This is a genomic window from Amycolatopsis sp. cmx-4-54, from assembly GCF_046548895.1.
Classification (GTDB): domain Bacteria; phylum Actinomycetota; class Actinomycetes; order Mycobacteriales; family Pseudonocardiaceae; genus Amycolatopsis.
Genome location: NZ_JAEBEJ010000006.1, coordinates 264,310 through 285,956 on the forward strand (window position 1 = coordinate 264,310; position 21,647 = coordinate 285,956).

Here is a 21,647-nt window from a genome sequence, read left to right on the forward strand (position 1 = left end):
GTGTGACGGTCGTTTCACTCGACCGTGGATCACGCACACCCGTTGGATATTCGAGTTCGTATCCGGATACAGGTCTGTATATTTGAGCCCATGCCGACCTACCGCGTCCTCGTCAACGGCAAGTTCGACCACCCCGACGCCGACACCCGCGCCCGGCTCCTCGCCGAGCTCGATCGGCACCAGTCGATGGGGTTCACCGAGGACGGGCTGCTCACCTACAGCGCGCACCTCGGCGCGTTCACCTTCCGCGTCACATTGCGGGGCGAAGAGGAACGCGACGTGCTCGACGAAGCCGAGCTGAAGGTCATGGAACTGCTGGACGCCAAGGGCTATCCGTACCGCGACGTCGCGGGCAAGGCGACCTGCATGGACGACATCAAGATCCGCCGCCGTCCAGGGTCCTGAGGATCTCCTCGGCCAGGAAGAGTCGAACGCGGCCTGGCGACTGGATTTCCGTCAGTACCCCCGCGTCGACCAGCTTGATCACGTTCTGGGTCGCGGCCCGATGGGTGACGCCGAGTACGTCAGCCGCCCTGTTGATCGTCATCGCAGGCGTCTCGAACAGCGCGTCGACGAGTTGCGGCAGCAGACTCGAAGTGCGGGCGGACGTCGTTCTCGTCCGGTACTCCTGCCTGAGTGAGTGCAGTGCGACGGCGCGATTGCGCGCGTCGATCGCCTGGTTTCCCAATACCGATAGGAAGAAGTGGATCCAGCCGGTCCAATCTCCTTGGGTGCTGACCGCGAGCAGTCGGGCGTAGTACTCGTCGCGCCGTGGTTCCAAGTATGCGGACAGGTCCAGGAGCGGAGCGGGCAAGAGGCCCCATTCGACGAGGAGCAGGGCGACCAGAAGTCGGCCGACTCGGCCATTGCCGTCGATGAAGGGGTGTATCGCTTCGAACTGGTAATGCAGGCAGGCGATGGTGATCAGCGGTGGCAGGGCGTGCTCGGCGTGCAGGTACTTCTCGAAAGCGTCGAGGCAGTTCCAGAGCAGTTCCGGTGGTGGAGGAACGTAGCTCGCCGTGTCGAGAACGCAGCCGGGTGGGCCGATCCAGTTTTGTGAACGACGGAACTCACCCGGCGTGGCGTACCCGCCACGGACCCCGGTGAGGAGAACCCGATGTGCTTCACGCAGCAGAGGAAGGCTCAGTGGCAGCCTGCGCTCGGGGTCGAGGACGTGTCCTAGCGCGGTCACATAGTTGAGTACTTCTTCGACGTCGGAGCCTCGTTTCGAGGCGGTTGGCTGCAGCTCGAACAGCACGAGGTCGGACATGGTCGCCTCCGTGCCCTCGATCCGGCTGGAAAGCACGGCCTCGCGTCGCATCATCGAGTGGACCAGGAATGCCGCGCTCGGCAGGGTGCGTCCGATGCCGGCGAGTTCGCCGACGGCCCGGTCCGCGGCGGAAAGCGCACTCGCCAGGTTGAGGTCGAACTCGACGTCTGGAGGGAGAGGTGGTGGGACGAAGGCGTGATAGCCGCGCTCCGAACGCACGAGATGTGCTCTCTGGCGTTCCGAAACGGCTGTGATCCGCATGGTACTCACTTCTCCTGTCGGGTCTACTGTGATACTTGAGCTTGAAAAAGTATCACAATAGACCCGGTGTGCTACTTGGCTCTGATAGCGCTCGCAGATCTCGCAGAGATCCTCGTCGTCACGCCGGTGTCCCCCCAGTTCGCGCCGAAGCGGGCAGGATACTCGGCGGGGGTGTCATATTCGTCACCGTTTCCCCTGGACAGCACGTCAACAGGCCTCAGCTGCTAGCCACTACGCTGGGAGCAACCCCGAACGGTGTCAAAGAGAGCGGAGCCGACGTGTCTGTGTCTTCACCTGCCCCAGGTGGTGCCATCGAGGACCTGCGCGCGTCCGTGGGGCTCCAGATCGCCGACGAGCAGCTCCTGCGCACGCTCGCGACCGGTCTCGCCGACGTCGAGACGCTGCTTCGCGAGGTCGTCCGCAGTGACGTCAAGGCCGTCGAAGACGCCGCTTCGCACCTGGTCGAGGCGGGTGGCAAACGTTTCCGTCCGCTGTTCACGCTGCTGGCCTCGCAGTTCGGGCCGAAGCAGGGCGACCAGGTGGTCACCGCCGCGGCGGCGGTCGAGCTGGTGCACCTCGCGACGCTGTACCACGACGACGTGATGGACGAGGCGACGATGCGCCGCGGCGCGGAGAGCGTCAACGCCCGCTGGGACAACACCATCGCCATCCTGACCGGCGACTTCCTGTTCGCGCACGCCTCGCGGCTGGTCGCCGACCTCGGCACCGACGCGGCCCGGATCATCGCCGAGACCTTCGGTGAGCTGGTCACCGGGCAGATGCGCGAGACCGTCGGCCCGGCAGACGGCGACGACGCGGTCGAGCACTACCTCACGGTCATCGCGCAGAAGACCGGCTCGCTGATCGCCACCTCCGGCCGGTTCGGCGGGATGATGTCCGGCGCGCCCGACCACTTCATCGACGCGCTCCGCCGCTTCGGCGACATCATCGGGACGGCGTTCCAGATCTCCGACGACGTGATCGACATCGCGTCCGCCTCGGACGAACTCGGCAAGGCGCAGGGAACGGACCTGCGCGAAGGCGTCCGCACCCTTCCGATGCTGTACGCGCTGGCCGACCCGGGCACCGACCCGCGCCTGGTGGAGCTGCTGTCGGGGCCGATCTCCGACGACAAGCTCGTCGCCGAGGCCCTGGACCTGCTGCGTGCCTCGTCCGGACTCGAACGCGCACGCGAAACTCTTTCCGACTACGCTCGTCGGGCGCGTGCCGAACTCGCGGCGCTGCCCGCGTCGCCCGCCCGGGACGCCTGCGAATCGGTCGCCGACTACCTGGTCGCACGAACGCATTGACAAAGGGCAGGTTAGATGTCCATTTTCGGACAGGTTTGGCTGTGGAGTCTGCTGGCGTTCGTCGTCGGCGCGCTGCTCACCTGGCTGGTGCTGGTGCTCCCGGCGCGCAAGCGCATCCGTGAGCTGGAAAGCTCGCTGGCCACCGCGCACGCCGAGACGTCGAGACTGCCGGCCGGGGTGAGCCTCGGCGCGGGTGCCGCGGCCGTCGCCGGCGGGACCGCGTACCTCGCGAAGCCGTCGCACGACGAGCTGGACGAGGAGTTCCAGGCCGTCGAGGAGCCGAAGCCCGCGTACCCCGAGACGCTCACCGAGCAGGAGCCCGCGCAGCAGTGGACCGAGCCTGCCGAAGACGTGCACGAGGACGTTCGCGAAGACATTCGCGAAGACATTCGCGAAGACATTCATGAAGACACTGCCGAGGAGCCGGAGCACTCCGCGACGCAGATCTTCGAGCCCGAAGAAGAGTACGAGGCCGAGTACCGCACCGCGCCCCAGCCGGACCCCGAGCCCGAGCCTGACGTGGAGCTCGCGGCTGAGCGGACGCAGTACATCCCGGCGGCCTTGCCGGAGCCGGAACCCGAGCCCGAGCCGGAGAACCCGTACGTCGCCGCGGCGACCGACTACCTCCAGCCCGCCTCGAAGCTGGACGTCGAGCCCGAGCCGGAACCCGAGCCACAGCCGTCGGCACCGCCTGAAGGGCCGTACCGGTCCCGCCTGGAGATGCAGCTGGACCCCGAAGGCGTCGAGACGCAGCCGGAGCCGGTTTCGCTGTTCAACCCCGCGTCGCGCGTGGAGACCGAGCAGGCCCCCGTCGAGACCAACTGGTTCGAGCGGGAAGAGGAGCTTCACAACCCGCCCGCGTACGCGTTCGGTTCCGACGAGGAAGCGAAGGCCGGGCTCCTCGGCTCGGAGCCAGAGACGCCCGCCGAAGCCACCCAGGTGCTGCCCAAACGCACGCCGCGGGGTGCGGTGCGCGGTGGTTTCGAGCCGCCGCAGCCCATCCAGCCGTCCATGCGGGCGATCGAGCGTCGTGAGCCGGAGCTGTCCGGTGGGCAGAGCGGTTCGCTGTTCGAGCCCGCCGTCCAGCCGGGCGACGCGATGCCCGCCCCGGAGCCCCCGCCCGCGCGGCAGGTCGCTCCGGTGACCGAGTCGGTCCCGCCCGGTCCGTTCGGTCCCGGTTCGGCGATGCCGCGGCCGGGCGGTGGCCGTCCCGCCGACGACTTCGCGGTCAAGGCCAGCGTGACCGCCCTGCGGTACTGCACGGAGGAGTCGCCGCAGTTCCCGAAGATGGTCGCGGAGGTCTGGTTCCGGACCGCCGCCGACGCGGAGCGCGTGGGGTTCCGCCCCCTCACCTAAGTGCAATGAAAGGTCCTTTCCTTGCAAAATTTGCAAGGAAAGGACCTTTCATGGCGTTCGGGACCGGGCTAGCTGACGACGGTCCAGGTGTCCTTGCCGCGCAAAAGACCCTGCAGATCGGGCTTCCGCGCGGCCTGGGCCTCCGCGACCTGGGCGCGCGCCTGGTCGTCGTAGGTGGGCCGCTCGACCTGCCGCAGGATGCCGGTCGGCACGTGGTTCAGGTTCTGGTCGCCGATCCGCGAGAGCGCGAAAGCGTACGACGTGTCCTCGATCGCCGGGTCGTGCACGACGAGATTCTCCTCGCCGATGTTCGCGACCTTCCCGACCTCCAGGCCGGCCCAGCCGCTCCGCGTGACCCCGTATTCGCCCTGCGGCCCGAACTTGACCGGCTCGCCCGCCTTCAGCGGGATGAGCCGGGTCGCGGCCTCGTCCTTGTCCTTGAGGACGTCGAAGGCGCCGTCGTTGAAGATCGGGCAGTTCTGGTAGATCTCCACCAGCGCTGACCCGCGGTGCTTCGCGGCGGCCTCCAGCACCTCGGTCAGGCCCTTGCGGTCCGAGTCGAGCGCGCGGCCCACGAACGACGCCTCGGCGCCGATCGCCAGCGAAAGCGGGTTGAACGGGGTGTCGACCGAGCCCATCGGGGTGGACTTCGTGACCATGCCCGGCCCGGAGGTCGGCGAGTACTGACCCTTGGTGAGGCCGTAGATCCGGTTGTTGAACAGCAGGATCTTGATGTTCACGTTGCGGCGCAACGCGTGGATCAGGTGGTTGCCGCCGATGGACAGCGCGTCGCCGTCACCGGTGACGACCCACACCGACAGATCCGGCCGCGCGGTCGCGAGCCCGGTGGCGATCGACGGCGCCCGGCCGTGGATCGAGTGCATGCCGTAGGTGTTCAGGTAGTACGGGAACCGGGACGAGCACCCGATCCCCGAGATGAACACGATGTTCTCGCGCTTGAGGCCGAGTGTCGGCAGGAACGACTGCACGGCGTTGAGCACGACGTAGTCACCGCAGCCGGGACACCAGCGGACCTCCTGGTCCGACTTGTAGTCCTTCGCCTTCTGCGGTTCGGTTTCGGTCGGCACAAGGTCCAAGCCGCCGAGGGTGGGGATCCCCAGATCGATCGCGGTCACTTCGTCCCCTCCGTACTGGTGATGATCTCCGTGAAGACGCCTTGCAGCTCTTCGGCCTTGAAGGGCAGCCCGGCGACCTTCGTGTACGACTTCACGTCGACCAGGTACTTGGCCCTCAGGAGCATCGAAAGCTGGCCGAGGTTCATTTCGGGGACGACGACGGTGTCGTACGAACGGAGTACGTCGCCGAGGTTGCCCGGGAACGGGTTGAGATGGCGCAGATGCGCCTGCGCGATCGGCATGCCGTCCTTGCGGACGCGGCGGCACGCGGCGCCGATGGGGCCGTAGGAGGAGCCCCAGCCGAGCGCCAGCACCCGTGCCTTGCCGCCGCTCGGGTCGTCGACGACGAGGTCTCCGACATCGATGCCGTCGATCTTGGCCTGGCGCAGGCGGACCATCTTGTCGTGGTTGTCGGGCTCGTAGGAGATGTGGCCGGTCTTGTCGGCCTTCTCCAGCCCGCCGATGCGGTGCTGCAGCCCGGCGGCGCCCGGCACCGCCCACGCGCGGGCGAGGGTCTCGGGGTCACGTACATACGGCCAGAATTCCCCGGAACCGTCCTCGGCATTCGGCTCGGTGGCGAATTCCACGCGCAGATCGGGCAGGTCCGCGACGTCCGGGATCAGCCACGGCTCGGAGCCGTTCGCGATCGCGCCGTCCGAGAGCAGGAAGACCGGGGTGCGGTACTTCAGCGCGATCCTGGTGGCCTCCAGCGCCGCGTCGAAGCAGTCGGCGGGGGACAGCGGGGCGACGATCGGCACCGGGGATTCGCCGTTGCGGCCGAACATGGCCTGCAGCAGGTCGGCCTGTTCGGTCTTGGTCGGCAGGCCGGTCGACGGGCCACCGCGCTGGACGTCGATGACGACCAGCGGCAGTTCGGTCATCACCGCGAGACCGATGGCTTCGGACTTCAGCGCGACACCGGGACCGGAAGTCGACGTGACGCCCAGCGCACCGCCGTAGGAGGCGCCGAGGGCCGCGCCGATACCGGCGATCTCGTCCTCGGCCTGGAAGGTGAGGATGCCGTAGTTCTTGTGCTTGGACAGCTCGTGGAGGATGTCCGACGCCGGGGTGATCGGGTACGTGCCCAGCAGGATCCGCAGGCCGGACTGCTGCCCGGCGGCGACCAGCCCGTACGCCAGCGCGGTGTTCCCGGTGATCTGGCGGTACGTGCCCTGGTTCAATTTCGCGGGCGCGACCTCGTACGTCGTCGCGAACGACTCCGTCGTCTCGCCGTAGTTCCAGCCCGCGCGGAAGGCCAGGATGTTGGCCTCGGCGATGTCGGCCTTCTTCGCGAACTTCTCGCGCAGGAACCGTTCCGTGCCTTCGGTCGGCCGGTGGTACATCCAGGAGAGCAGCCCGAGCGCGAACATGTTCTTCGCGCGTTCGGCGTCCTTTTTGGACAGTCCGGTGGCTTCGAGCGCGCCTCTGGTCAACGTCGACATGGCCACCCGGTGGACTTGATAGACCGAAAGGGTGTCGTCGTCGAGCGGGTCGTTCTCGTAACCGACCTTGACCAGGTTCCGCTTGGTGAACTCGTCGGTGTTGAGGATGATCGTCCCGCCCGCCGGGACGTCGGCGACGTTCGCCTTCAGCGCGGCGGGGTTCATCGCGACCAGGACGTCCGGCCGGTCGCCCGGCGTCAGGATGTCGTAGTCGGCGAAGTGCACCTGGAAGCTCGAGACGCCGGGGATGGTGCCCTGCGGCGCGCGGATCTCCGCGGGGAAGTTCGGCATGGTCGACAGGTCGTTGCCGAAGGCGGCCGCCTCCGAGGTGAAGCGGTCGCCCGTCAGCTGCATGCCGTCACCGGAGTCACCGGCGAACCGGATGACCACCCGGTCCAGCTTGGCGACCTCGGTGGGCCTGACGGCCGACAAGGAGCCGTTGCCGTTCGCACTCGTGCTCATAGGTCAGGGATTCCCTCTCTCCCGACGTGCGTCGTCCCCCGGCCGTGCCGGGGGTCGGCTTGCCTCGCCCGGCGATGTCGGCCAGGTCACAGGTGCCATGTCCCGAGGTTAGTCCTCGGCACACTCTCCAGGTTGCCGTAAAAACGGTCTGGACCTACTCCTCGAGTGTCCTGAGCTCGGCGCTGAGCGGGGATTATCCGGTTTATCTGTTACCGATGGTAACGGTCGGCGATGCGGCTCGACTGTGAGCCGTATCTCCTTCCAGCGTAGTGAAGTCCGGTCGAGGAACGGTCAGTGGCCGGTCATCGAAGCCTTGAGCCTGGCCAGCCGTTCGGTGAACGCGGGTGCGGTGAGTGACGCCAGCTGTGGCCCGATCTCGGCGTCGACGGCGGCCGAATGGTCGGTCAGTCCGGCGGTGTGCCGGAGCGTGCGCTTCGTCGCGAGGAGGACGTCGCGCGGGGCGCCGACGGCGGGTTTCGCCAGTTCACGGGCCGCGTCGATCAGATCCCCTTCGACGAGCCGGAGCGCGAGCCCGCATTCGACAGCGGCTTCGGCGCCGACGACTTCACCGAAGAGCGTCATCGCCGCGGCCTTCTGCGGACCGACGAGCCGCTGGATCATCCACGTCATCCCGCCGCCGGGATGAATGCCCAGATCGAGAAATCTGGCCACGAACTTCGCCTTCGGTCCCATGATGCGGACGTCCGCGGCGAGCGCGAGGTTCAGTCCGGCGCCCACGGCGGCCCCGCCGACCGCGGCGATCGTCGGGAGGGAACACCGCGCAACCGAGAGGAATCCGTCGTAGATCGCGCGGAGCCCGTCCTCCTGGGCGCCGGCGAGCGTGTCCAGATCGGCGCCCGCGCAGAACGCCGGCGGCGCGCCGGTGATGACCAAAGCGTGGACACTTTTGTCGGCTTCGGCGCGCGAAACGGCCTCGGCCAGCTGCGCGGAGAGGTCGAGCGTCAGGGCGTTGCGGGTCGCGGGCGCGTCGATGGTGAGCACGGCGACGCCGCTGTCGTGGCTGGAGTGGATCTGATCGGTCACGGGGACGAGGGTGTCACGCTTCCGGCGTCGGCGGGCGTTCCAGTAACCGGGACAGGACGACGGTGGACACCGTGCGGTCGACGATCTCCAGGCCGCGCAGCCGTTCCAGCGCGGTCTCCAGATGGTGGATGTCCGACGCGCGCAGATGGACGATCGCGTCGGCCGCGCCTGACACCGTGTACGCCGCGACGACCTCCGGCAACGGCTCCAGCCGGGCGCGGATCCGGGCCGGGGTGATGTTGCCGTTGCAGGTCATCTCGACGAACGCCTCGGTGCCCCAGCCCAGTGCTTCGGGATCGACGACCGCGGTGAACCCGCGCAGAACCCCGGTTTCGAGCAGTCTGTCGACCCGCCGTTTCACCGCGGGCGCGGACAGACCGACGACCTTGCCGATGTCGGCGTAGCTGGACCTCGCGTTGGCCATCAGGCATGAAACGATTCGCTGGTCGATGGTGTTCACACGCAATGTTTAGCAGGTATATGCGCAGCGAACAGCGATTGATTGCGGAATTAGGTAAGCCTTACCCTTCGGGTATGCCGGAACTGGAGCAGCAGCCCCGTGTACCCACGACGCGCCGCTACCTCATGTGCCCGCCGCGGTACTTCGCGGTGGACTACGTCATCAACCCGTGGATGGACCCGTCGGTCCCGGTCAGCGTCGACACCGCGATGGCGCAATGGACCGAACTCCGTGACACCTATCGGCGCCTCGGTCACACCGTCGAGGAGATCGACGCCCAGCCAGGGCTGCCCGACATGGTGTTCGCCGCGAACTCCGGCACCGTCGTCGACGGTCGTGTCCTCGGCTCGCGGTTCCGCGCGCCGCAGCGCACCGCCGAGGCCGAGCACTTCCGCCGCTGGTTCGTCGAGCACGGCTACCGCGACATCACCATGCCCGAGAAGATCAACGAGGCCGAGGGCGACTTCGCGTGGACCGGCAAGGTCCTGCTCGCCGGCACCGGCTTCCGGACCGACCCGGCGGCGCACGCCGAAGCGCAGGAGGTCCTCGGTGTCCCGGTCGTGTCGCTGCGGCTGATCGACCCGAGCTACTACCACCTCGACACCGCGCTGTTCGTGCTCGCCGAGGCCACCGACGCCACGCCCGCCCAGATCGCCTACTACCCGGAGGCGTTCTCGGCCGGGTCGCGGAAGGTGCTGGAGCGGATGTTCCCCGACGCGGTAATCGCGGACCGGGCCGACGCGGAGTGCTTCGGCCTGAACGGGGTGTCCGACGGCCGTAACGTCGTTCTGCCGGTCGAGGCGACCGGATTGGCGGCACGGCTGACCGAACGTGGCTACGAAGTCGTCTTCCTGGACATCTCCGAGCTGAGAAAGGCGGGCGGCGGCCCGAAGTGCTGCACCCTGGAGATCCGCAAGTAATCCATTAGTGGACACCTTGCGGGATCATGTAACTACTCCATTCGCGAACTCGATTAATCGGGAAACATACTCGGTCCCGAATGAGGCGGCGGATGGTGATCCTGGCGATAGGCGGCGTGGGCAGGCCCGTGCGCGCGCTGGATCCAGGCGAAAACGAAACATGGGTGACGGTCGAACAGTTCGAGCGGGTGCTCGACACCGTGGCCGGACGCGATGACGTCGGCCTCACGTTCGACGACGGCAACTCCTCGGACGTCGAGATCGCGCTCCCCAGACTGGTGGAGCGCGATCTCACGGCCGAGTTCTTCCCGCTGGCAGGCCGGATCGGGCAGCGGGGTTTCCTTGACGCCGACGGCCTTCGCGCGCTGGTCGAGGCGGGCATGTCGATCGGCTCGCATGGCTGGGAGCACCGCGACTGGCGGCGGCTCGACGCCCGGAACGCCCGGCGTGAACTGGAAACCGCGCCGAAACTGCTCGCGGACCTGAGCGGGAGACCCGTGCGCGCGTACGCGCCGCCGTTCGGTGCCTACGACCGGCGGGTGCTCAGCAGGCTCCGGCGTTCCGGCGCGACGAGGGTCTACACGACCGAAGGTGGCGCGGCTTCGCGTGACGGCTGGCTGCGGCCGCGGATCGAGGTCCGGCACGACGTCGACCAGGAGTGGATCGACAGCGTGCTCGGTGAGCGGGAGGGCCTGTACCGCCGAGCGGGACGGATCATGGCGCGGGTCGCCAGGCTTGCCCGCTTTTGACCGGTTTCGTTGTGTGGTGGGAAAATAGCCCTTGAGCCGAACCGTCGGCAAAGGCATTCTGAGCATCCTCGATAAAGAAGCTTTATTAACAAAGGGGTGCTCGGAATGCGGAAACTGCTCCTGTTCTCGGCGATGGTGGTGGCCGCGGGACTGGCCCCCGCGGCGACGGCCGTGGCTTCCCCTTCGATACAGGCCGCCCCGACCGCGCAGCAGTTGCTGGCGAAGACCACCGGTTGCAAGCAGGTGTCGAACGGCAAGTACCAGACCGACGACGAAACCGGCCGGACCATCGCGGTCTGCGACGCGGGGAGCGCCGTGTTCTGGAAGGCCGACATGGACGTCGACTGCGACGGGCAGCCGACCGCGCGGTGCAACAAGAACACGGACCCGTGGTTCCAGGACGGCACCGCGTACCCGCGTTCCGACGGCAAAGCGCTGATCGCCGACCAGACGCCTTATGTCGTCGTGCCGAGCATCAGCAGCACGTGGAACTTCGAGAAGGCGGGGCTCAAGGGCGCCGGTTCGTGCGCGGTGATCTACCACGACAAGGTGCTTTACACCGTCATCGGTGACACCGGCCCGAAGGACATCATCGGCGAAGCGTCCTACGCGGCAGCGAAAGCGCTCGGGATCAACCCGGACCCGAAGAACGGCGGCGTCGACTCGGGGGTCACGTACATCTGTTTCAAGAACTCGAAGGTGTCGCCGATCGAGGACAACGGGAAGTCGACGGCCGTGGGTGAGGGCTTAGCGGCGAAGTTCGTGCAGGGCTGAGGATCGGGCCCCGGGAGCTTTCGCCCCCGGGGCCGTTCGTCGTCCGGCCGATCAGCGCCGGGCCACGCGCTGTTGCCAGTCACCGAACCCGTAGGGCGGGGCGATGATGTAGACATCGGTGTCGCCGACAGCTCGCCACGGCGCGACTGTCCGCAACCGGTAGAGGCCGACCGCGACGTTCGGGAAGGTCACCCAGCCGTCGGCGTCGCTTCTCGCGAGCGACACGAGTTTCCCGCCGTCGGTGGTCAAGGTGGCGGTCACGTTCGGCACCTGCTCGCCGGAGTCCCACTGGCCGTTGCCGTTCTTGTCGGTCCAGATCCGGCCGCGGGAGTCGGCCCGTTTGCCCGGCACCTTGCCGAATGCCTCGACCTGAGGACCGGAGCTTGCGCTCTTGCTCGCGATGTAACACGTCAGGAAGACCCTGCCGAAGTAACTCGCCTTCTCCGGGACCTTGCCCGTGACCGTGATTTCCAGGCGCTGGCCGGGCGCGAGCGCGCCCGCCTGTTTCGCCGGGCTGAAGTGGCCCCATTGGGTATCGTCGATCTCGAGATCCAGCCCGCTGCCCACCGGGTCGCAACCCACCCACAGGCCGGCCAGCGGCCGGTCGCCGATGTTGGTGAGGACGACCGTCGCCTTGGCGGTCTCGCCCACGGTGTAGCTCGCCTTGTCGAGGCTGCCGCTCGCCTGGAGCACGTCGGTCAACGGGCGGGTCGCCTTGATGACGAGTGCGGTCTGCGATCCGCTTCCGTCCACCCTGAGATCACTCGTGTGCGGGGAGTCCCAGCCGTTGGGGACCTTCCAGAAGTAGATACTCGCGTTGGGGGTGATCGGCACGGCGGCGAATTCGAACCGGCCGGCGGAGTCGGTGGTGGTGACCAGTTCGCCCGTCATGACCACGCCGCTCAAGTGGACTTCGGCCCCGGCCAGGCCCTCTCCGGGAGACGGCACGCCGTCCTCGTTCGCGTCTCCGTACAGCTGCCCGGCGACACGATCGGTCGTACCGGCCGGAACGTGCTCGATGGTGACGATGGCGGCGTTGTCCCGGTAGTCGACATCGCCGGGGGTGTACACCTCGAACTGCACGGCGGGGTCCTCTTTGCCGCCGTACATCGACTTGCCGATCACGCGGTAGGTCCGGGTCTCTCCGGGAGCGTAGGAGGCTCCGGGGCCTTCGTTCTCCAGATCGCCCCAAGCTCCTCGGGGAACCGTGAAGTACGGCCCCGAGAGCGTGTAGTTGCTCCCCTTGGCCTCGACGGCGGTGGTGTCACCGACGTTGGTGACGGTCACGTCGACCGGGATCTCGTCCCCCGGCAGGTAACGGCCTTGAACGACCGTGGCCGTCACTTTGAGGTTCGGGCCCGGCTCGGCGCTCGCGGGTGTGGCCGTCACCAGCCCCGTGAGGGTGAAGGCCGCGGTGAGCACGCCGAGCGCGCGCAGCGATGTTCTTCGCATTGGTGTGTTCCCCAGTCCCGCCTGGCACGCACCCGTTCCTTGCGGACGCCCCCAGGCGATCATCGTTGACGGATCGAACCTAAAGTCCGGTTCGGAGAGTGGCCAGCGCGGAACATTCCGGCGCCACGGCCGGGCAACCGTACGGGCGTCCTGGACGTGTTCTAGAGATCTTCCCGCGATCAGCGGCAGCGCGGACAGACGTTTTTCCTTGCGCCTCGGGGATTCCAGCCTTCGCGCAGCAGAATGGCCCGAACCTCGGCGGCCACCGCGCACAGTGTGTCCCGGACGTCACGCCACCCATAAACCAGCCTTGCCCGGCCGGCCAGTTCCGCGGCGTTGTCACGGCGACGGTCCCGGAAGGCGACACCCGGTGTCGAGTGTGTCGACCTGCCGTCGAGCCGGACGGTCACCGCGGCGCCCTGCGCGTCGTAGGTGACGTCCTCCCAGAGTGTCTTTTCGTCGACCTCGAAGGGGGTTTGCCTGCTTCCGCGGGGAAGGCCATGAAGGTCTTCGACGTCTTCCTGGTAGGCCACTTCGAGTGCGGACATCAGGCCGCCGCGGACCAGTTCGAGCCCTCGCCGGATCCCGGCGCGGTGCCGGAACGGGGGCCGGAGGTCGAGGCGCGCTTCCAGCTCGGACGTCGTCACCCGGCTGCGGCCGACAAGGTCGACGATGGCGTTCGTCGCCTCCTGTGGGGTGGCCCGTGATGTGGCCAGGTCGATGATGGTGTCGGCCAATCGGGTTCGAGGCGGGTTCGTTTTGATCGCCGTGCGTGCCAGCGTCCGTGACCGGTGCACGACGACTAGCGGGGGTCGGGAGATCGCGGAGTTCGTATAGGGAACGGTTATTTCCACCGGCCCGCCGGCGATCGGTACCAGATGCCATTCCTCGGCGGCCGTGTGATGGCTGAGGACGGCGTCCTTCCCGCCGTACAGCAAGGCGGCGCACAGTTTCGCTTGCCGGGACAAGGCGCCGGTGAACGTGGCGACCACACCGGGCAGGACGATCTGCCATCGACCTCCGTCGACTTTCGCGCGGACGTCCGACCGGGTGTGGCCGGATGAACGAAGCTGGGCTTTGCTGACGATTCCCTGTTGTTTCTTGATGAGAGACGGTGGGAGGAGACTCGTGCCTCGTCGTTCGGGCAAGGGCATGCGTCGACGATCGCAGCACGAAAGCGCCGGTGGTGAACGCTGGATGAATCTGTGGACAACCGGCCGAGCGGAGGGATGGTTGTCCACAACCGGGTCGAAAAAGCCCGCGCCGGGACGAAGCGTGGTAGGTCGTGAGTGATTCCGGTCGTTATGACGACCGGAATCACTCACGACTATCGAGACGAAACCCTTACGTCCCGCCTGTAGCGTTTCGGGCCCCTCGGACGATGCTCGTTTCCTTTGTCCGACAGCAATTCCGCCGAACGCCGGACACCGGTAACGAACCCGGCCGTCCCGCCGACCAACGGGCAGCGGAATGCGGCTGGAGGAATTCGTCATGAAGATCAGTGTCTTCGGGCTCGGTTACGTCGGTTGCGTGTCCGCGGCGTGCCTTGCCGGACGCGGGCACGAGGTCGTCGGGGTCGACGTGAACCCGGTGAAGATCGACCTCGTCTCCAGCGGCAAGGCGCCGGTGGTCGAAGACCGGATCGGGGAACTGACCGCGGAGGTGGTCGCTGAGGGCAAGCTGAGAGCGACGACCGACGTGAGACAGGCGATCGCGGACAGCGAAGTCTCCCTCATCTGCGTCGGTACCCCGTCGGCGCCGAACGGCAGCCTGTCGACGGCGTTCCTGGAGCGCGTCGCCGAGGAAATCGGCGAAGCGCTCAAGACCAAGACGCAACGACACACCGTCGTCTTCCGCAGCACCATGCTCCCCGGCACCTGCCTGGACCTGCTCGTCCCCATTCTGGAGAAGTCCTCCGGCCGCACGGCGGGCGTCGACTTCGGGGTCGCGGTGAACCCCGAGTTCCTGCGCGAGGGCAGCAGCGTCAAGGACTTCTTCGATCCGCCCAAGACCGTCATCGGCGAGCTCGACGCGGCGAGCGGTGACGTCGTCGCGGCGCTTTACGAAGGCCTTCCCGGCGAGGTCTTCCGCGTCCCGATCCCGGTCGCCGAGATGACGAAGTACGCCGACAATTCCTTTCACGGGCTCAAGATCGGCTTCGCGAACGAGCTCGGCGCCATCTGCCGGGCGCTGGGGCTCGACTCGCATCAGGTGATCGACGTCTTCCTCGCCGACCGCAAGCTCAACATCAGCCCCGCCTACCTCCGCCCCGGGTTCGCCTTCGGCGGCTCGTGCCTCCCCAAGGATCTGCGCGGCCTGGTCTACGCCGCGCATCGCGCGGACGTCGCCGTTCCGATCCTGTCGCACGTGCTGCCCTCCAACGACGAGCACCTCCAGCGCGCCTTCGATCTGGTCGCGCGCACCGGGAAACGCAAGGTCGGGTTGTTCGGCCTGTCGTTCAAACCCGGCACAGACGACTTACGGGAGAGCCCGCTCGTCGAACTCGCCGAGCGCCTGCTCGGCAAGGGCTACGACCTCCGCATCTACGACGCCAACGTCAGCCTTTCGCGGCTGATGGGCGCGAACCGCGAGTACATCGAGGGCAGGCTGCCGCATCTCGGCCAGCTGCTCGCCGGCTCCGTCGGCGAGGTCGTCGACCACGCCGAGGTCTGTCTCGTCGGCTGCACCGATCCGGAGGTTCTCGCGGCCCTCCCGGCGGGCGGCGGCCACACCATCATCGATCTCGTCCGCGTACCCGACGCCGACCGTCGCCGGGCTGAAGAGGGATATGTCGGTCTTGCCTGGTAAAGCTCTCATCCTCGTCGAGAACCTGTCCGTCCCCTTCGATCGCCGCGTCTGGCAGGAGTGCCAGACGCTTCGCGACGCAGGCTGGGAAGTCCACGTCATCTGTCCACAAGGGACAAAGCGGGACACCGAAGCCGAAGTCACCATCGACGGCGTCCACATCCTGCGGTACCCGTTGAAGGCCGCCACCGGTGGCCCGGCCGGGTACGTCCAGGAGTACGGCTCCGCGCTGTGGCACACGCTCCGGCTCGCCCGCAAGGTCGGCCGCGTGGACGTCGTGCACGCCTGCAACCCGCCGGACCTGCTGTTCCTGGTCGCGCTGTATCTCAAGCGCCAGGGCGCGAAGTTCATCTTCGACCAGCACGACCTCTGCCCCGAGCTGTACCTCTCGCGCTTCGACCGCGGCGAGGACTTCCTGTACCGCGCGGTCTGCGCGCTGGAGCGCCGAACGTACAAGACGGCCGACGTCGTCATCGCGACCAACGAGAGTTACAAGGACGTCGCCGTGAAACGCGGCGGCAAGTCGCCGGACGACGTCTTCGTCGTGCGCAGCGCGCCCGTGGTCGAGCGGTTCCACCTGGTCCCGGTCGAGCCCGAGCTGAAGAAGGGCAAGCCGCATCTGCTGGCGTACCTCGGCGTGATGGGCCCGCAGGACGGCGTCGACTACGCCTTACGCGCGCTCGCTTCGCTGCGTGACACCGTCGGCCGCACCGACTGGCACGCCGTGTTCATCGGCTCCGGCGACGCTTTCGACGCCATGGTGGCGTTGTCCAAGGAACTGAAGCTCGACGACCAGGTCGAGTTCACCGGCCGGATCTCCGACGAAGACCTGCTGCGCTACCTGTCCGCGGCCGACGTCTGCCTTTCGCCGGATCCCTTGAACCCGCTCAACGACGTGTCGACCATGAACAAGATCATGGAGTACATGGCGATGAGCCGCCCCATCGTTTCCTTCGAATTGCGGGAGGCCAGGGTTTCGGCCGGAGAGGCCGCCCTTTACGCCCCGGCGAACGACGAGCCGGAGTTCGCGAAGCTGATCGCGCATCTGCTCGACTCGCCGGACCAGCGGACCGCCATGGGTGAGCTGGGACGGGCGCGCGTCGCCGGTGCACTGTCGTGGGAGAACTCCCAGAAAGCCCTGCTCGCGGCCTATGCGGCCGCGGTCCGATGATCGGCTTCCCGGTCGCGTTTTGAACAAGAGTCGGGCAACTCTGTAACCAACGCGGTGGCCGGTCCGACGGGATTCATGCACACCCCCACGCACCGGACGGAGATCCCGGCTTTGACTGACGACACGGTGCGCCTGTCCATGATCGGGCAGGTCCTGCGCGGGAGGTGGCGGACCCTGGTGGTCCTCGCCCTCCTCGGCGCCCTGGTCGGTGCGGGATCGTCGGTGTTCCTTTCCCCTGGCTACCGGACGACGTCCAACGTGCTGCTGCAGGGCCCGCGTGAGGCGGACGAACTGCTCACCCAGGCCGAGGTGGCGACCAGTTCGGTGGTGCTCGACCGGGCCGCCGCGGTCCTCGGCCGCGGCGGCGGCGCCGACCTGCGTGACCGGGTGAGCACCACGGTCGCGCAGGGCAACGTCATCACCATCGCCGCGACCGACGACTCCGCCGAGCACGCGCAGCAGGTCGCGGACCAGGTCGCCCAGGAATTCGTGAAGTACTCGACGCAGGTCCTCGCCAGCACCGGCGACGCCGCGGTCAAGGTGGCGCAGGAACGCCGCGAGACCCTGCGCCAGCAGGTCACGCAGGCGAACCAGCGGATCTCCGAACTGACGGAGAAGGTCTCCGACGGGACGACCTCGGTGGAGACCGTCCAGCTGCGCACCGAGCTGGCCGCGTTGCGCTCGTCGATCGAGCAGGCGATGTCGACCCTCAACGCCACCGACACCACGAGCGGCGGACTCGGCAGCATGGTCGTGATGGGCGCGGCGGAGCGGCCGACTTCGGCGGCGACGCCGACGTTGCCGCAGCTCGCCCTCGGCGGCGCGGTGCTGTTCTTCGTGTTCGGCCTGCTCGGCCACCTGTTCGCCGCCCGCACCGACCGGCGGTTGCGGGACGAGGAAGAGATCGGCGCGGCGCTCGGCGGCCCGGTGCTGGCCACTGTGGATATCCCTGACATCCCCGACACCGCCGGTGAGCCGACGCGCAGCCTGCGGGCGAAACTGCTGGGCGACGACAAGCCGTGGAACATCCGGCGGATCGACGTCACCCCCGACGAGATCGACGGCGACGTCCACTACCGCCGCCTCGTGTCCCGCCTCCCGCAGCGGCGGCTGCTGGTGCTGGTGGCCGAAGGCGACCATGCCGCGCGGACCGCGGCCACCAGGATCGCCGAACTCGCCGGCCGCCGGATCACCGTCGTCACGGTGGCCCCGGCACGGCCGGTCGTGGACGACCATGCCGCCGAAGGTGTGCTCGTCGTGCTCGGGCTGGGCACGCGAACCGCGTGGGAACTGGTCGGTGTCGCCGAGGCGTGCGTCGACGCGGGGCCGGCCGTGGTGGGAGCGGTGCTGATCCGCCCCGTCCGGCCGACCCGCGCCCCGGGCGCGAAATCCGGGAAGCAGGCCGGAAAAGATCGAGAAGCACTGGCAGGTACCCCGTGACGACCGCCGAAAAAGAGAAATCCGAGCCGCTCATCGATCTCCAGCGGCTGGTGGTCTCGGTCCGGCGGCGTCGTCGCCTGTGGCTGGCCACCGCCCTCGCCGGGCTGATCGCCGGCGGGCTGGTGGCGATGTTCCTGCCGTCGCCGCCCACGGCCGTGGCGAAGATCCTGGTCGTCCACGCGGACGATTCGCCCAGCGACAGCGGCACGCTGATGGAGACCGACGTCGCCGTGCTGCAGACGACGAAGATCGCCGGCGACGCGCTCAAGAAGCTGAACAGCACGCAGCCGCCTGAAGAGTTCCTCAAGGACTACACCGCGCTCGGCGTGACAAACAACGTCCTCCAGGTGACGGTCAAGGGCAAGGACAACGCCGACGCGATCGCCCGCGCGCAGGCGCTTTCCGACGCCTTCATCGCCGAGTACGTCGCACGCAACCAGGCGGGTGCGGCGGCCGAGCAGAAGGCACTGCTCGATCAGCGCAACCAGGCACAGTCCGAGCTCGGCACCACCCAGAACGACATCGTCGCCGAAGAAGCGAAGCGGAACCCCAACCCGGCTCAGCTGGAGCGGCTGTACTCCCGCCGCGCGGAGCTGACGTCCAAGATCTCCGACTACGACGGCCGTGCGCAGGAAGCGGGCCTCGGCACCCCGAAGGTCGGCGCGGGGACGCAGATCGTGGACGCGCCGCGGATCCTGCCGAAGTCGCTGCTGAAGTCCGCCGGCACCGCCGCCGGGATCGGCCTGGTGCTCGGGCTACTGGCGGGCCTGGTCCTCGCCGCCATCGGCAGCGTGGTGAAGGACCGGCCGGTTCTGCGCCGCGAGATCTCCCGCCATCTCGGTGCCTCGGTGATCGCGCAGCTGCCGAAACCGCCGCGCTGGTTCCGGAAACGCCGTGCGCTGGAGGAACGCGAACGGGTCGCGAAGACGCTGATCCGCGCGATCCGCGAGGACGACGGGACGGTGTCGCTGCTCGACCTCGGCGCGCGCACCACGACGGCCGCGCTGGCCGTCGACATCGCGAACGAGCTCGTGGAGCAGGCGCCGGTCGCGCTCGTCGACGAGTTGCCGAAGGCGGGCTTGCGCGCGCTGGCCGCCGGATCCAAGATCCGCGTTCTGGACCGCGACGAGCCGAAGGTTCCCGGTGAACGCCGTATCGGCGTCGGCTCGATCGAGCCCGGGACCGCGTGGACGGATCTCGAACACCTCGGCAGCGAAGCGATCCTCGTCGTGCGCGCCGGGCAGGCGAACACCGAATGGCTGCACACCGTCGCGCGTCAGCTGGCCGAACGGCGGATCCCGATCATCGGGGTCGTGCTGGTCGACCCGGATCCGCGCGACCACACCGACGGCACCCTGTGGGACGGCCTGCACACCGCGCTGCGCGGCCGGGCCGCCGAGCCCGCGCGGACACCCGAGCCGCTGCCCGCGCGCCGTCCGCAGCCGAAGCTCGATCGCGCCCCGCACGCGAGGCCCGCCGGGCCGCCGCCGAAACCGGTCGAGATGTTCCCGGACGACGAGCCCACCGTGCGGCGGCTCGCCGTGGCGCCACCCGAGACCGCCCCGAAGACGGCGCCGCGCCGCACGCCGACGCCGTACAAGCGGGCCGAAGTGAACGACGCCGACCAGCCGACGACCCGATTCGCACCGGTCAAGCAGGACAACGCCGAAGCCTTGTAAGGGGAGCGAAAGCAGATGTGCGGTATCGCAGGGGCCTACTTCTGGCCGGACGGGGGACCGCTACGGGATCGGCTCACCAAGACCCTCGCCCACCGGGGGCCGGACGGTTCCGGCAGGTACGATCACGGGGAAGTCCACTTAGGACACCGGCGGCTGTCGATCGTCGACCTGACCGAGACCGGCTCGCAGCCGATGGTCAAGGACAGGCTGGCGCTGACCTACAACGGCGAGCTGTACAACGCGCCGGAGCTGCGGAAGGAACTCGAAGCCACCGGTGTGCGCTTCCGGGGCACATCCGACACCGAGGTCCTGCTGGAAGCCTGGCGCGCATGGGGCACCGAGGGCTTGCACCGGCTGCGCGGCATGTTCGCGTTCGGTGTCTTCGACGAGCGGTCCGGCGAGCTGGTGCTGGTCCGCGACCAGCTGGGGATCAAGCCGCTCTTCCTGGTACGCCGCGGCAAGGGCGTCGCGTTCGCGTCCGAGCTGAAGGCGCTGGCCGCCGAACTGGGCGGCTCACTGACCGTCGACGACACCGCGCTCGTCGCTTCCCTGCTCTACTACTGGGTCCCGGACGGCCGCTGCGCGTTCAAGGAGGCCGAGAAGCTGCCGCCGGGCAGCTGGGCGCGGTTCCGGCCGAACGGCGACGTCGAACGCGGCACCTTCTGGTCGCTGCGCCAGGTCGCCGAGGAAGGCGCCGCCTACGAGGGCGAGTTCGACCTCAACGCCGTCATCGAGGATTCCACCCGGAAGCACCTGATCGCGGACGTGCCGGTCGCGACGTTCCTCTCCGGCGGGCTCGACTCCAGCTACCTGACCGCGCTCGCCGCTCGTGAACAGCCGGGGATCTCCGCGTACACCATCGGTTTCCGGGCCGAGGACGCGAAGTTCGAGGCGATGCCGGACGACCTGATGTACGCGAAGAAGGTCGCCGCGAAGTTCGGCGTCGACCTGCACGAGATCGAGATCGCCCCCCAGGTGCTGGATCTGCTGCCGCGGATGACGTACCACCTCGACGAGCCGATCGGCGACCCGGCGGCGATCAACAGCTACCTGATCTGTACCGCGGCCCGCGAGGCGGGTGTCAAGGTGATGCTCTCGGGCATGGGTGCCGACGAGCTCTTCGCCGGGTACCGCAAGCATCTCGCGAACCAGCTCGCCGTCACCTACCAGCGTGTCCCCGGTCTCGTGCGGCGGCCGGTGGAGTCCCTTGTGGACAGACTGCCGGTGGCGACGTCGAAACGCGGGTTCCGGTCGGTCCGGTTCGCCAAGCGGTTCCTCTCGTTCGCGGAGCTGCCCGAGGAGACCGCGTTCCGGCGGAGCTACACGATGTACGACCAGGCCGAGCTCGTCGGTCTGCTGAACCCGGACCTCGCCGGCGCGGTGGACGACGTGCTCACCGAACACGCGGACACCTACCACGACAACACGTTGTCGGACTTCGTGAACCGTATGTGCCTCGCCGATTCCCGGCTTTTCCTGCCGGGGCTCAACCTCGCCTACACCGACCGGTCCAGTATGGCCGCCTCCACCGAGGTGCGGACGCCGTTCGTCGACGTCGAGGTCGTGAAGGCCGCGTTCCGGATCCCCGGTGACCGGAAGATCGTGAAGCGCCAAGGGAAGATGGCGCTGAAGGAAGCGGCGCTGTCGATTCTTCCCGCCGAGATCGTGCACCGGCCGAAGGGCCTGTTCAGTGCGCCGCTGCGGGCCTGGATGAGCCGCGACCTCGCTCCGCTGGTGCGCGAGGTGACGAACGAAGGTGAATTGGTGAAGGCCGGGTTCCTCCGTCGTGAGGCCCTGCAGAAGCTCGTCGACGAAGACGCGTCCGGGCAGCAGGACCGGTCCAAGCATCTCTGGCACATCTTGACCCTCGAGTACTGGTACCGCGGCGCCGTTTCGGCCCGGACCACCTGATCGCT

The 21,647-nt window shown here is 68.0% G+C and carries 18 protein-coding genes; 11 read left to right on the top strand and 7 right to left on the bottom strand.

Annotation, left to right across the window (positions count from 1 at the left end; genetic code table 11):
• Positions 1-90: 90 nt before the first annotated feature.
• Complete coding sequence (locus ACLJQ7_RS21825) at positions 91-405, top strand: DUF6204 family protein (protein WP_410650045.1); 315 nt, start codon at positions 91-93, stop codon at positions 403-405.
• Here ACLJQ7_RS21825 and ACLJQ7_RS21830 read toward each other — a convergent pair.
• Entirely contained in the window at positions 377-1,531 is a 1,155-nt protein-coding gene (locus ACLJQ7_RS21830; RefSeq protein ID WP_410650046.1) for a Fic family protein, read from the bottom strand. The genes ACLJQ7_RS21825 and ACLJQ7_RS21830 overlap by 29 nt on opposite strands.
• A gap of 284 nt (positions 1,532-1,815) precedes the next feature.
• On the opposite strand from ACLJQ7_RS21830, the gene ACLJQ7_RS21835 reads away from it, so the two are divergent.
• Positions 1,816-2,841 carry a polyprenyl synthetase family protein gene (locus ACLJQ7_RS21835; RefSeq protein ID WP_410650292.1) on the top strand — a complete coding sequence of 342 codons (1,026 nt, stop codon included), beginning with the start codon at positions 1,816-1,818 and terminating at the stop codon, positions 2,839-2,841.
• 15 nt (positions 2,842-2,856) lie between these two features.
• Positions 2,857-4,197: a hypothetical protein gene (locus ACLJQ7_RS21840; protein ID WP_410650047.1), complete on the top strand. Its 1,341-nt coding sequence runs from the start codon at positions 2,857-2,859 to the stop codon at positions 4,195-4,197.
• Positions 4,198-4,265: 68 nt separating this feature from the next.
• On the opposite strand, the gene ACLJQ7_RS21845 is transcribed toward ACLJQ7_RS21840, so the two are convergent.
• The 4 genes from ACLJQ7_RS21845 to ACLJQ7_RS21860 form a co-directional block, all read right to left on the bottom strand.
• The gene (locus tag ACLJQ7_RS21845) at positions 4,266-5,333 is read right to left on the bottom strand and encodes a 2-oxoacid:ferredoxin oxidoreductase subunit beta (protein ID WP_410650048.1); all 1,068 of its coding nucleotides are present in this window, start codon (positions 5,331-5,333) and stop codon (positions 4,266-4,268) included.
• Positions 5,330-7,237 (bottom strand): 2-oxoacid:acceptor oxidoreductase subunit alpha, encoded by a 1,908-nt coding sequence (locus ACLJQ7_RS21850; RefSeq protein ID WP_410650049.1) that lies wholly within the window; start codon positions 7,235-7,237, stop codon positions 5,330-5,332. Before ACLJQ7_RS21850 ends, ACLJQ7_RS21845 begins: the two co-directional genes overlap by 4 nt.
• A gap of 291 nt (positions 7,238-7,528) precedes the next feature.
• Positions 7,529-8,281 carry an enoyl-CoA hydratase gene (locus ACLJQ7_RS21855; protein WP_410650050.1) on the bottom strand — a complete coding sequence of 251 codons (753 nt, stop codon included), beginning with the start codon at positions 8,279-8,281 and terminating at the stop codon, positions 7,529-7,531.
• A gap of 13 nt (positions 8,282-8,294) precedes the next feature.
• Positions 8,295-8,741, bottom strand: coding sequence for an Lrp/AsnC family transcriptional regulator (locus ACLJQ7_RS21860; RefSeq protein WP_005151923.1), 447 nt, complete (start codon positions 8,739-8,741; stop codon positions 8,295-8,297).
• A gap of 74 nt (positions 8,742-8,815) precedes the next feature.
• On the opposite strand from ACLJQ7_RS21860, the gene ddaH reads away from it, so the two are divergent.
• The 3 genes from ddaH to ACLJQ7_RS21875 all read left to right on the top strand — a co-directional run bounded on the left by ddaH (position 8,816) and on the right by ACLJQ7_RS21875 (position 11,184).
• Positions 8,816-9,661: a dimethylargininase gene (gene ddaH / locus ACLJQ7_RS21865; RefSeq protein ID WP_410650051.1), complete on the top strand. Its 846-nt coding sequence runs from the start codon at positions 8,816-8,818 to the stop codon at positions 9,659-9,661.
• Between the two features lie 92 nt (positions 9,662-9,753).
• On the top strand, positions 9,754-10,410 hold the full coding sequence (locus tag ACLJQ7_RS21870) for a polysaccharide deacetylase family protein (RefSeq protein WP_410650052.1): 657 nt from the start codon (positions 9,754-9,756) through the stop codon (positions 10,408-10,410).
• A gap of 105 nt (positions 10,411-10,515) precedes the next feature.
• A complete protein-coding gene (locus ACLJQ7_RS21875) occupies positions 10,516-11,184 on the top strand; it encodes a glycoside hydrolase family 75 protein (protein WP_410650053.1) in 669 nt (222 codons plus the stop codon).
• 51 nt (positions 11,185-11,235) lie between these two features.
• Here the strand turns inward: ACLJQ7_RS21875 and ACLJQ7_RS21880 are convergent, their stop codons facing one another.
• Both ACLJQ7_RS21880 and ACLJQ7_RS21885 read right to left on the bottom strand, forming a co-directional pair.
• On the bottom strand, positions 11,236-12,636 hold the full coding sequence (locus tag ACLJQ7_RS21880; protein WP_410650054.1) for a hypothetical protein: 1,401 nt from the start codon (positions 12,634-12,636) through the stop codon (positions 11,236-11,238).
• Between the two features lie 179 nt (positions 12,637-12,815).
• Positions 12,816-13,790 carry a hypothetical protein gene (locus ACLJQ7_RS21885; protein ID WP_410650055.1) on the bottom strand — a complete coding sequence of 325 codons (975 nt, stop codon included), beginning with the start codon at positions 13,788-13,790 and terminating at the stop codon, positions 12,816-12,818.
• A 337-nt stretch (positions 13,791-14,127) separates the two neighbouring features.
• On the opposite strand from ACLJQ7_RS21885, the gene ACLJQ7_RS21890 reads away from it, so the two are divergent.
• The 5 genes from ACLJQ7_RS21890 to asnB all read left to right on the top strand — a co-directional run bounded on the left by ACLJQ7_RS21890 (position 14,128) and on the right by asnB (position 21,642).
• The gene (locus ACLJQ7_RS21890) at positions 14,128-15,444 is read left to right on the top strand and encodes a nucleotide sugar dehydrogenase (protein WP_410650056.1); all 1,317 of its coding nucleotides are present in this window, start codon (positions 14,128-14,130) and stop codon (positions 15,442-15,444) included.
• Positions 15,425-16,612 (top strand): glycosyltransferase family 4 protein, encoded by a 1,188-nt coding sequence (locus tag ACLJQ7_RS21895; RefSeq protein WP_410650057.1) that lies wholly within the window; start codon positions 15,425-15,427, stop codon positions 16,610-16,612. The genes ACLJQ7_RS21890 and ACLJQ7_RS21895 overlap by 20 nt, the downstream gene beginning before the upstream one ends.
• Before the next feature lie 138 nt (positions 16,613-16,750).
• A complete protein-coding gene (locus ACLJQ7_RS21900; protein WP_410650293.1) occupies positions 16,751-18,052 on the top strand; it encodes an exopolysaccharide biosynthesis protein in 1,302 nt (433 codons plus the stop codon).
• Entirely contained in the window at positions 18,049-19,731 is a 1,683-nt protein-coding gene (locus tag ACLJQ7_RS21905) for a Wzz/FepE/Etk N-terminal domain-containing protein (RefSeq protein ID WP_410650058.1), read from the top strand. The genes ACLJQ7_RS21900 and ACLJQ7_RS21905 overlap by 4 nt, the downstream gene beginning before the upstream one ends.
• Positions 19,732-19,746: 15 nt before the next feature.
• Complete coding sequence (asnB, locus tag ACLJQ7_RS21910; protein ID WP_410650059.1) at positions 19,747-21,642, top strand: asparagine synthase (glutamine-hydrolyzing); 1,896 nt, start codon at positions 19,747-19,749, stop codon at positions 21,640-21,642.
• Positions 21,643-21,647: the final 5 nt, after the last annotated feature.

What these genes read in the sequence shown, in the direction of transcription:
- ACLJQ7_RS21890 (WP_410650056.1), top strand. Translation starts at nt 14,128, where the DNA reads ATGAAGATCAGTGTCTTCGGGCTCGGTTACGTCGGTTGCGTGTCCGCG.
- ACLJQ7_RS21870 (WP_410650052.1), top strand. Translation starts at nt 9,754, where the DNA reads ATGGTGATCCTGGCGATAGGCGGCGTGGGCAGGCCCGTGCGCGCGCTG.
- ACLJQ7_RS21850 (WP_410650049.1), bottom strand. Translation starts at nt 7,237, where the DNA reads ATGAGCACGAGTGCGAACGGCAACGGCTCCTTGTCGGCCGTCAGGCCC.
- ACLJQ7_RS21900 (WP_410650293.1), top strand. Translation starts at nt 16,751, where the DNA reads ATGATCGGGCAGGTCCTGCGCGGGAGGTGGCGGACCCTGGTGGTCCTC.
- ACLJQ7_RS21880 (WP_410650054.1), bottom strand. Translation starts at nt 12,636, where the DNA reads ATGCGAAGAACATCGCTGCGCGCGCTCGGCGTGCTCACCGCGGCCTTC.
- asnB (WP_410650059.1), top strand. Translation starts at nt 19,747, where the DNA reads ATGTGCGGTATCGCAGGGGCCTACTTCTGGCCGGACGGGGGACCGCTA.
- ddaH (WP_410650051.1), top strand. Translation starts at nt 8,816, where the DNA reads ATGCCGGAACTGGAGCAGCAGCCCCGTGTACCCACGACGCGCCGCTAC.
- ACLJQ7_RS21895 (WP_410650057.1), top strand. Translation starts at nt 15,425, where the DNA reads ATGTCGGTCTTGCCTGGTAAAGCTCTCATCCTCGTCGAGAACCTGTCC.
- ACLJQ7_RS21875 (WP_410650053.1), top strand. Translation starts at nt 10,516, where the DNA reads ATGCGGAAACTGCTCCTGTTCTCGGCGATGGTGGTGGCCGCGGGACTG.
- ACLJQ7_RS21825 (WP_410650045.1), top strand. Translation starts at nt 91, where the DNA reads ATGCCGACCTACCGCGTCCTCGTCAACGGCAAGTTCGACCACCCCGAC.
- ACLJQ7_RS21830 (WP_410650046.1), bottom strand. Translation starts at nt 1,531, where the DNA reads ATGCGGATCACAGCCGTTTCGGAACGCCAGAGAGCACATCTCGTGCGT.
- ACLJQ7_RS21840 (WP_410650047.1), top strand. Translation starts at nt 2,857, where the DNA reads ATGTCCATTTTCGGACAGGTTTGGCTGTGGAGTCTGCTGGCGTTCGTC.
- ACLJQ7_RS21885 (WP_410650055.1), bottom strand. Translation starts at nt 13,790, where the DNA reads ATGCCCTTGCCCGAACGACGAGGCACGAGTCTCCTCCCACCGTCTCTC.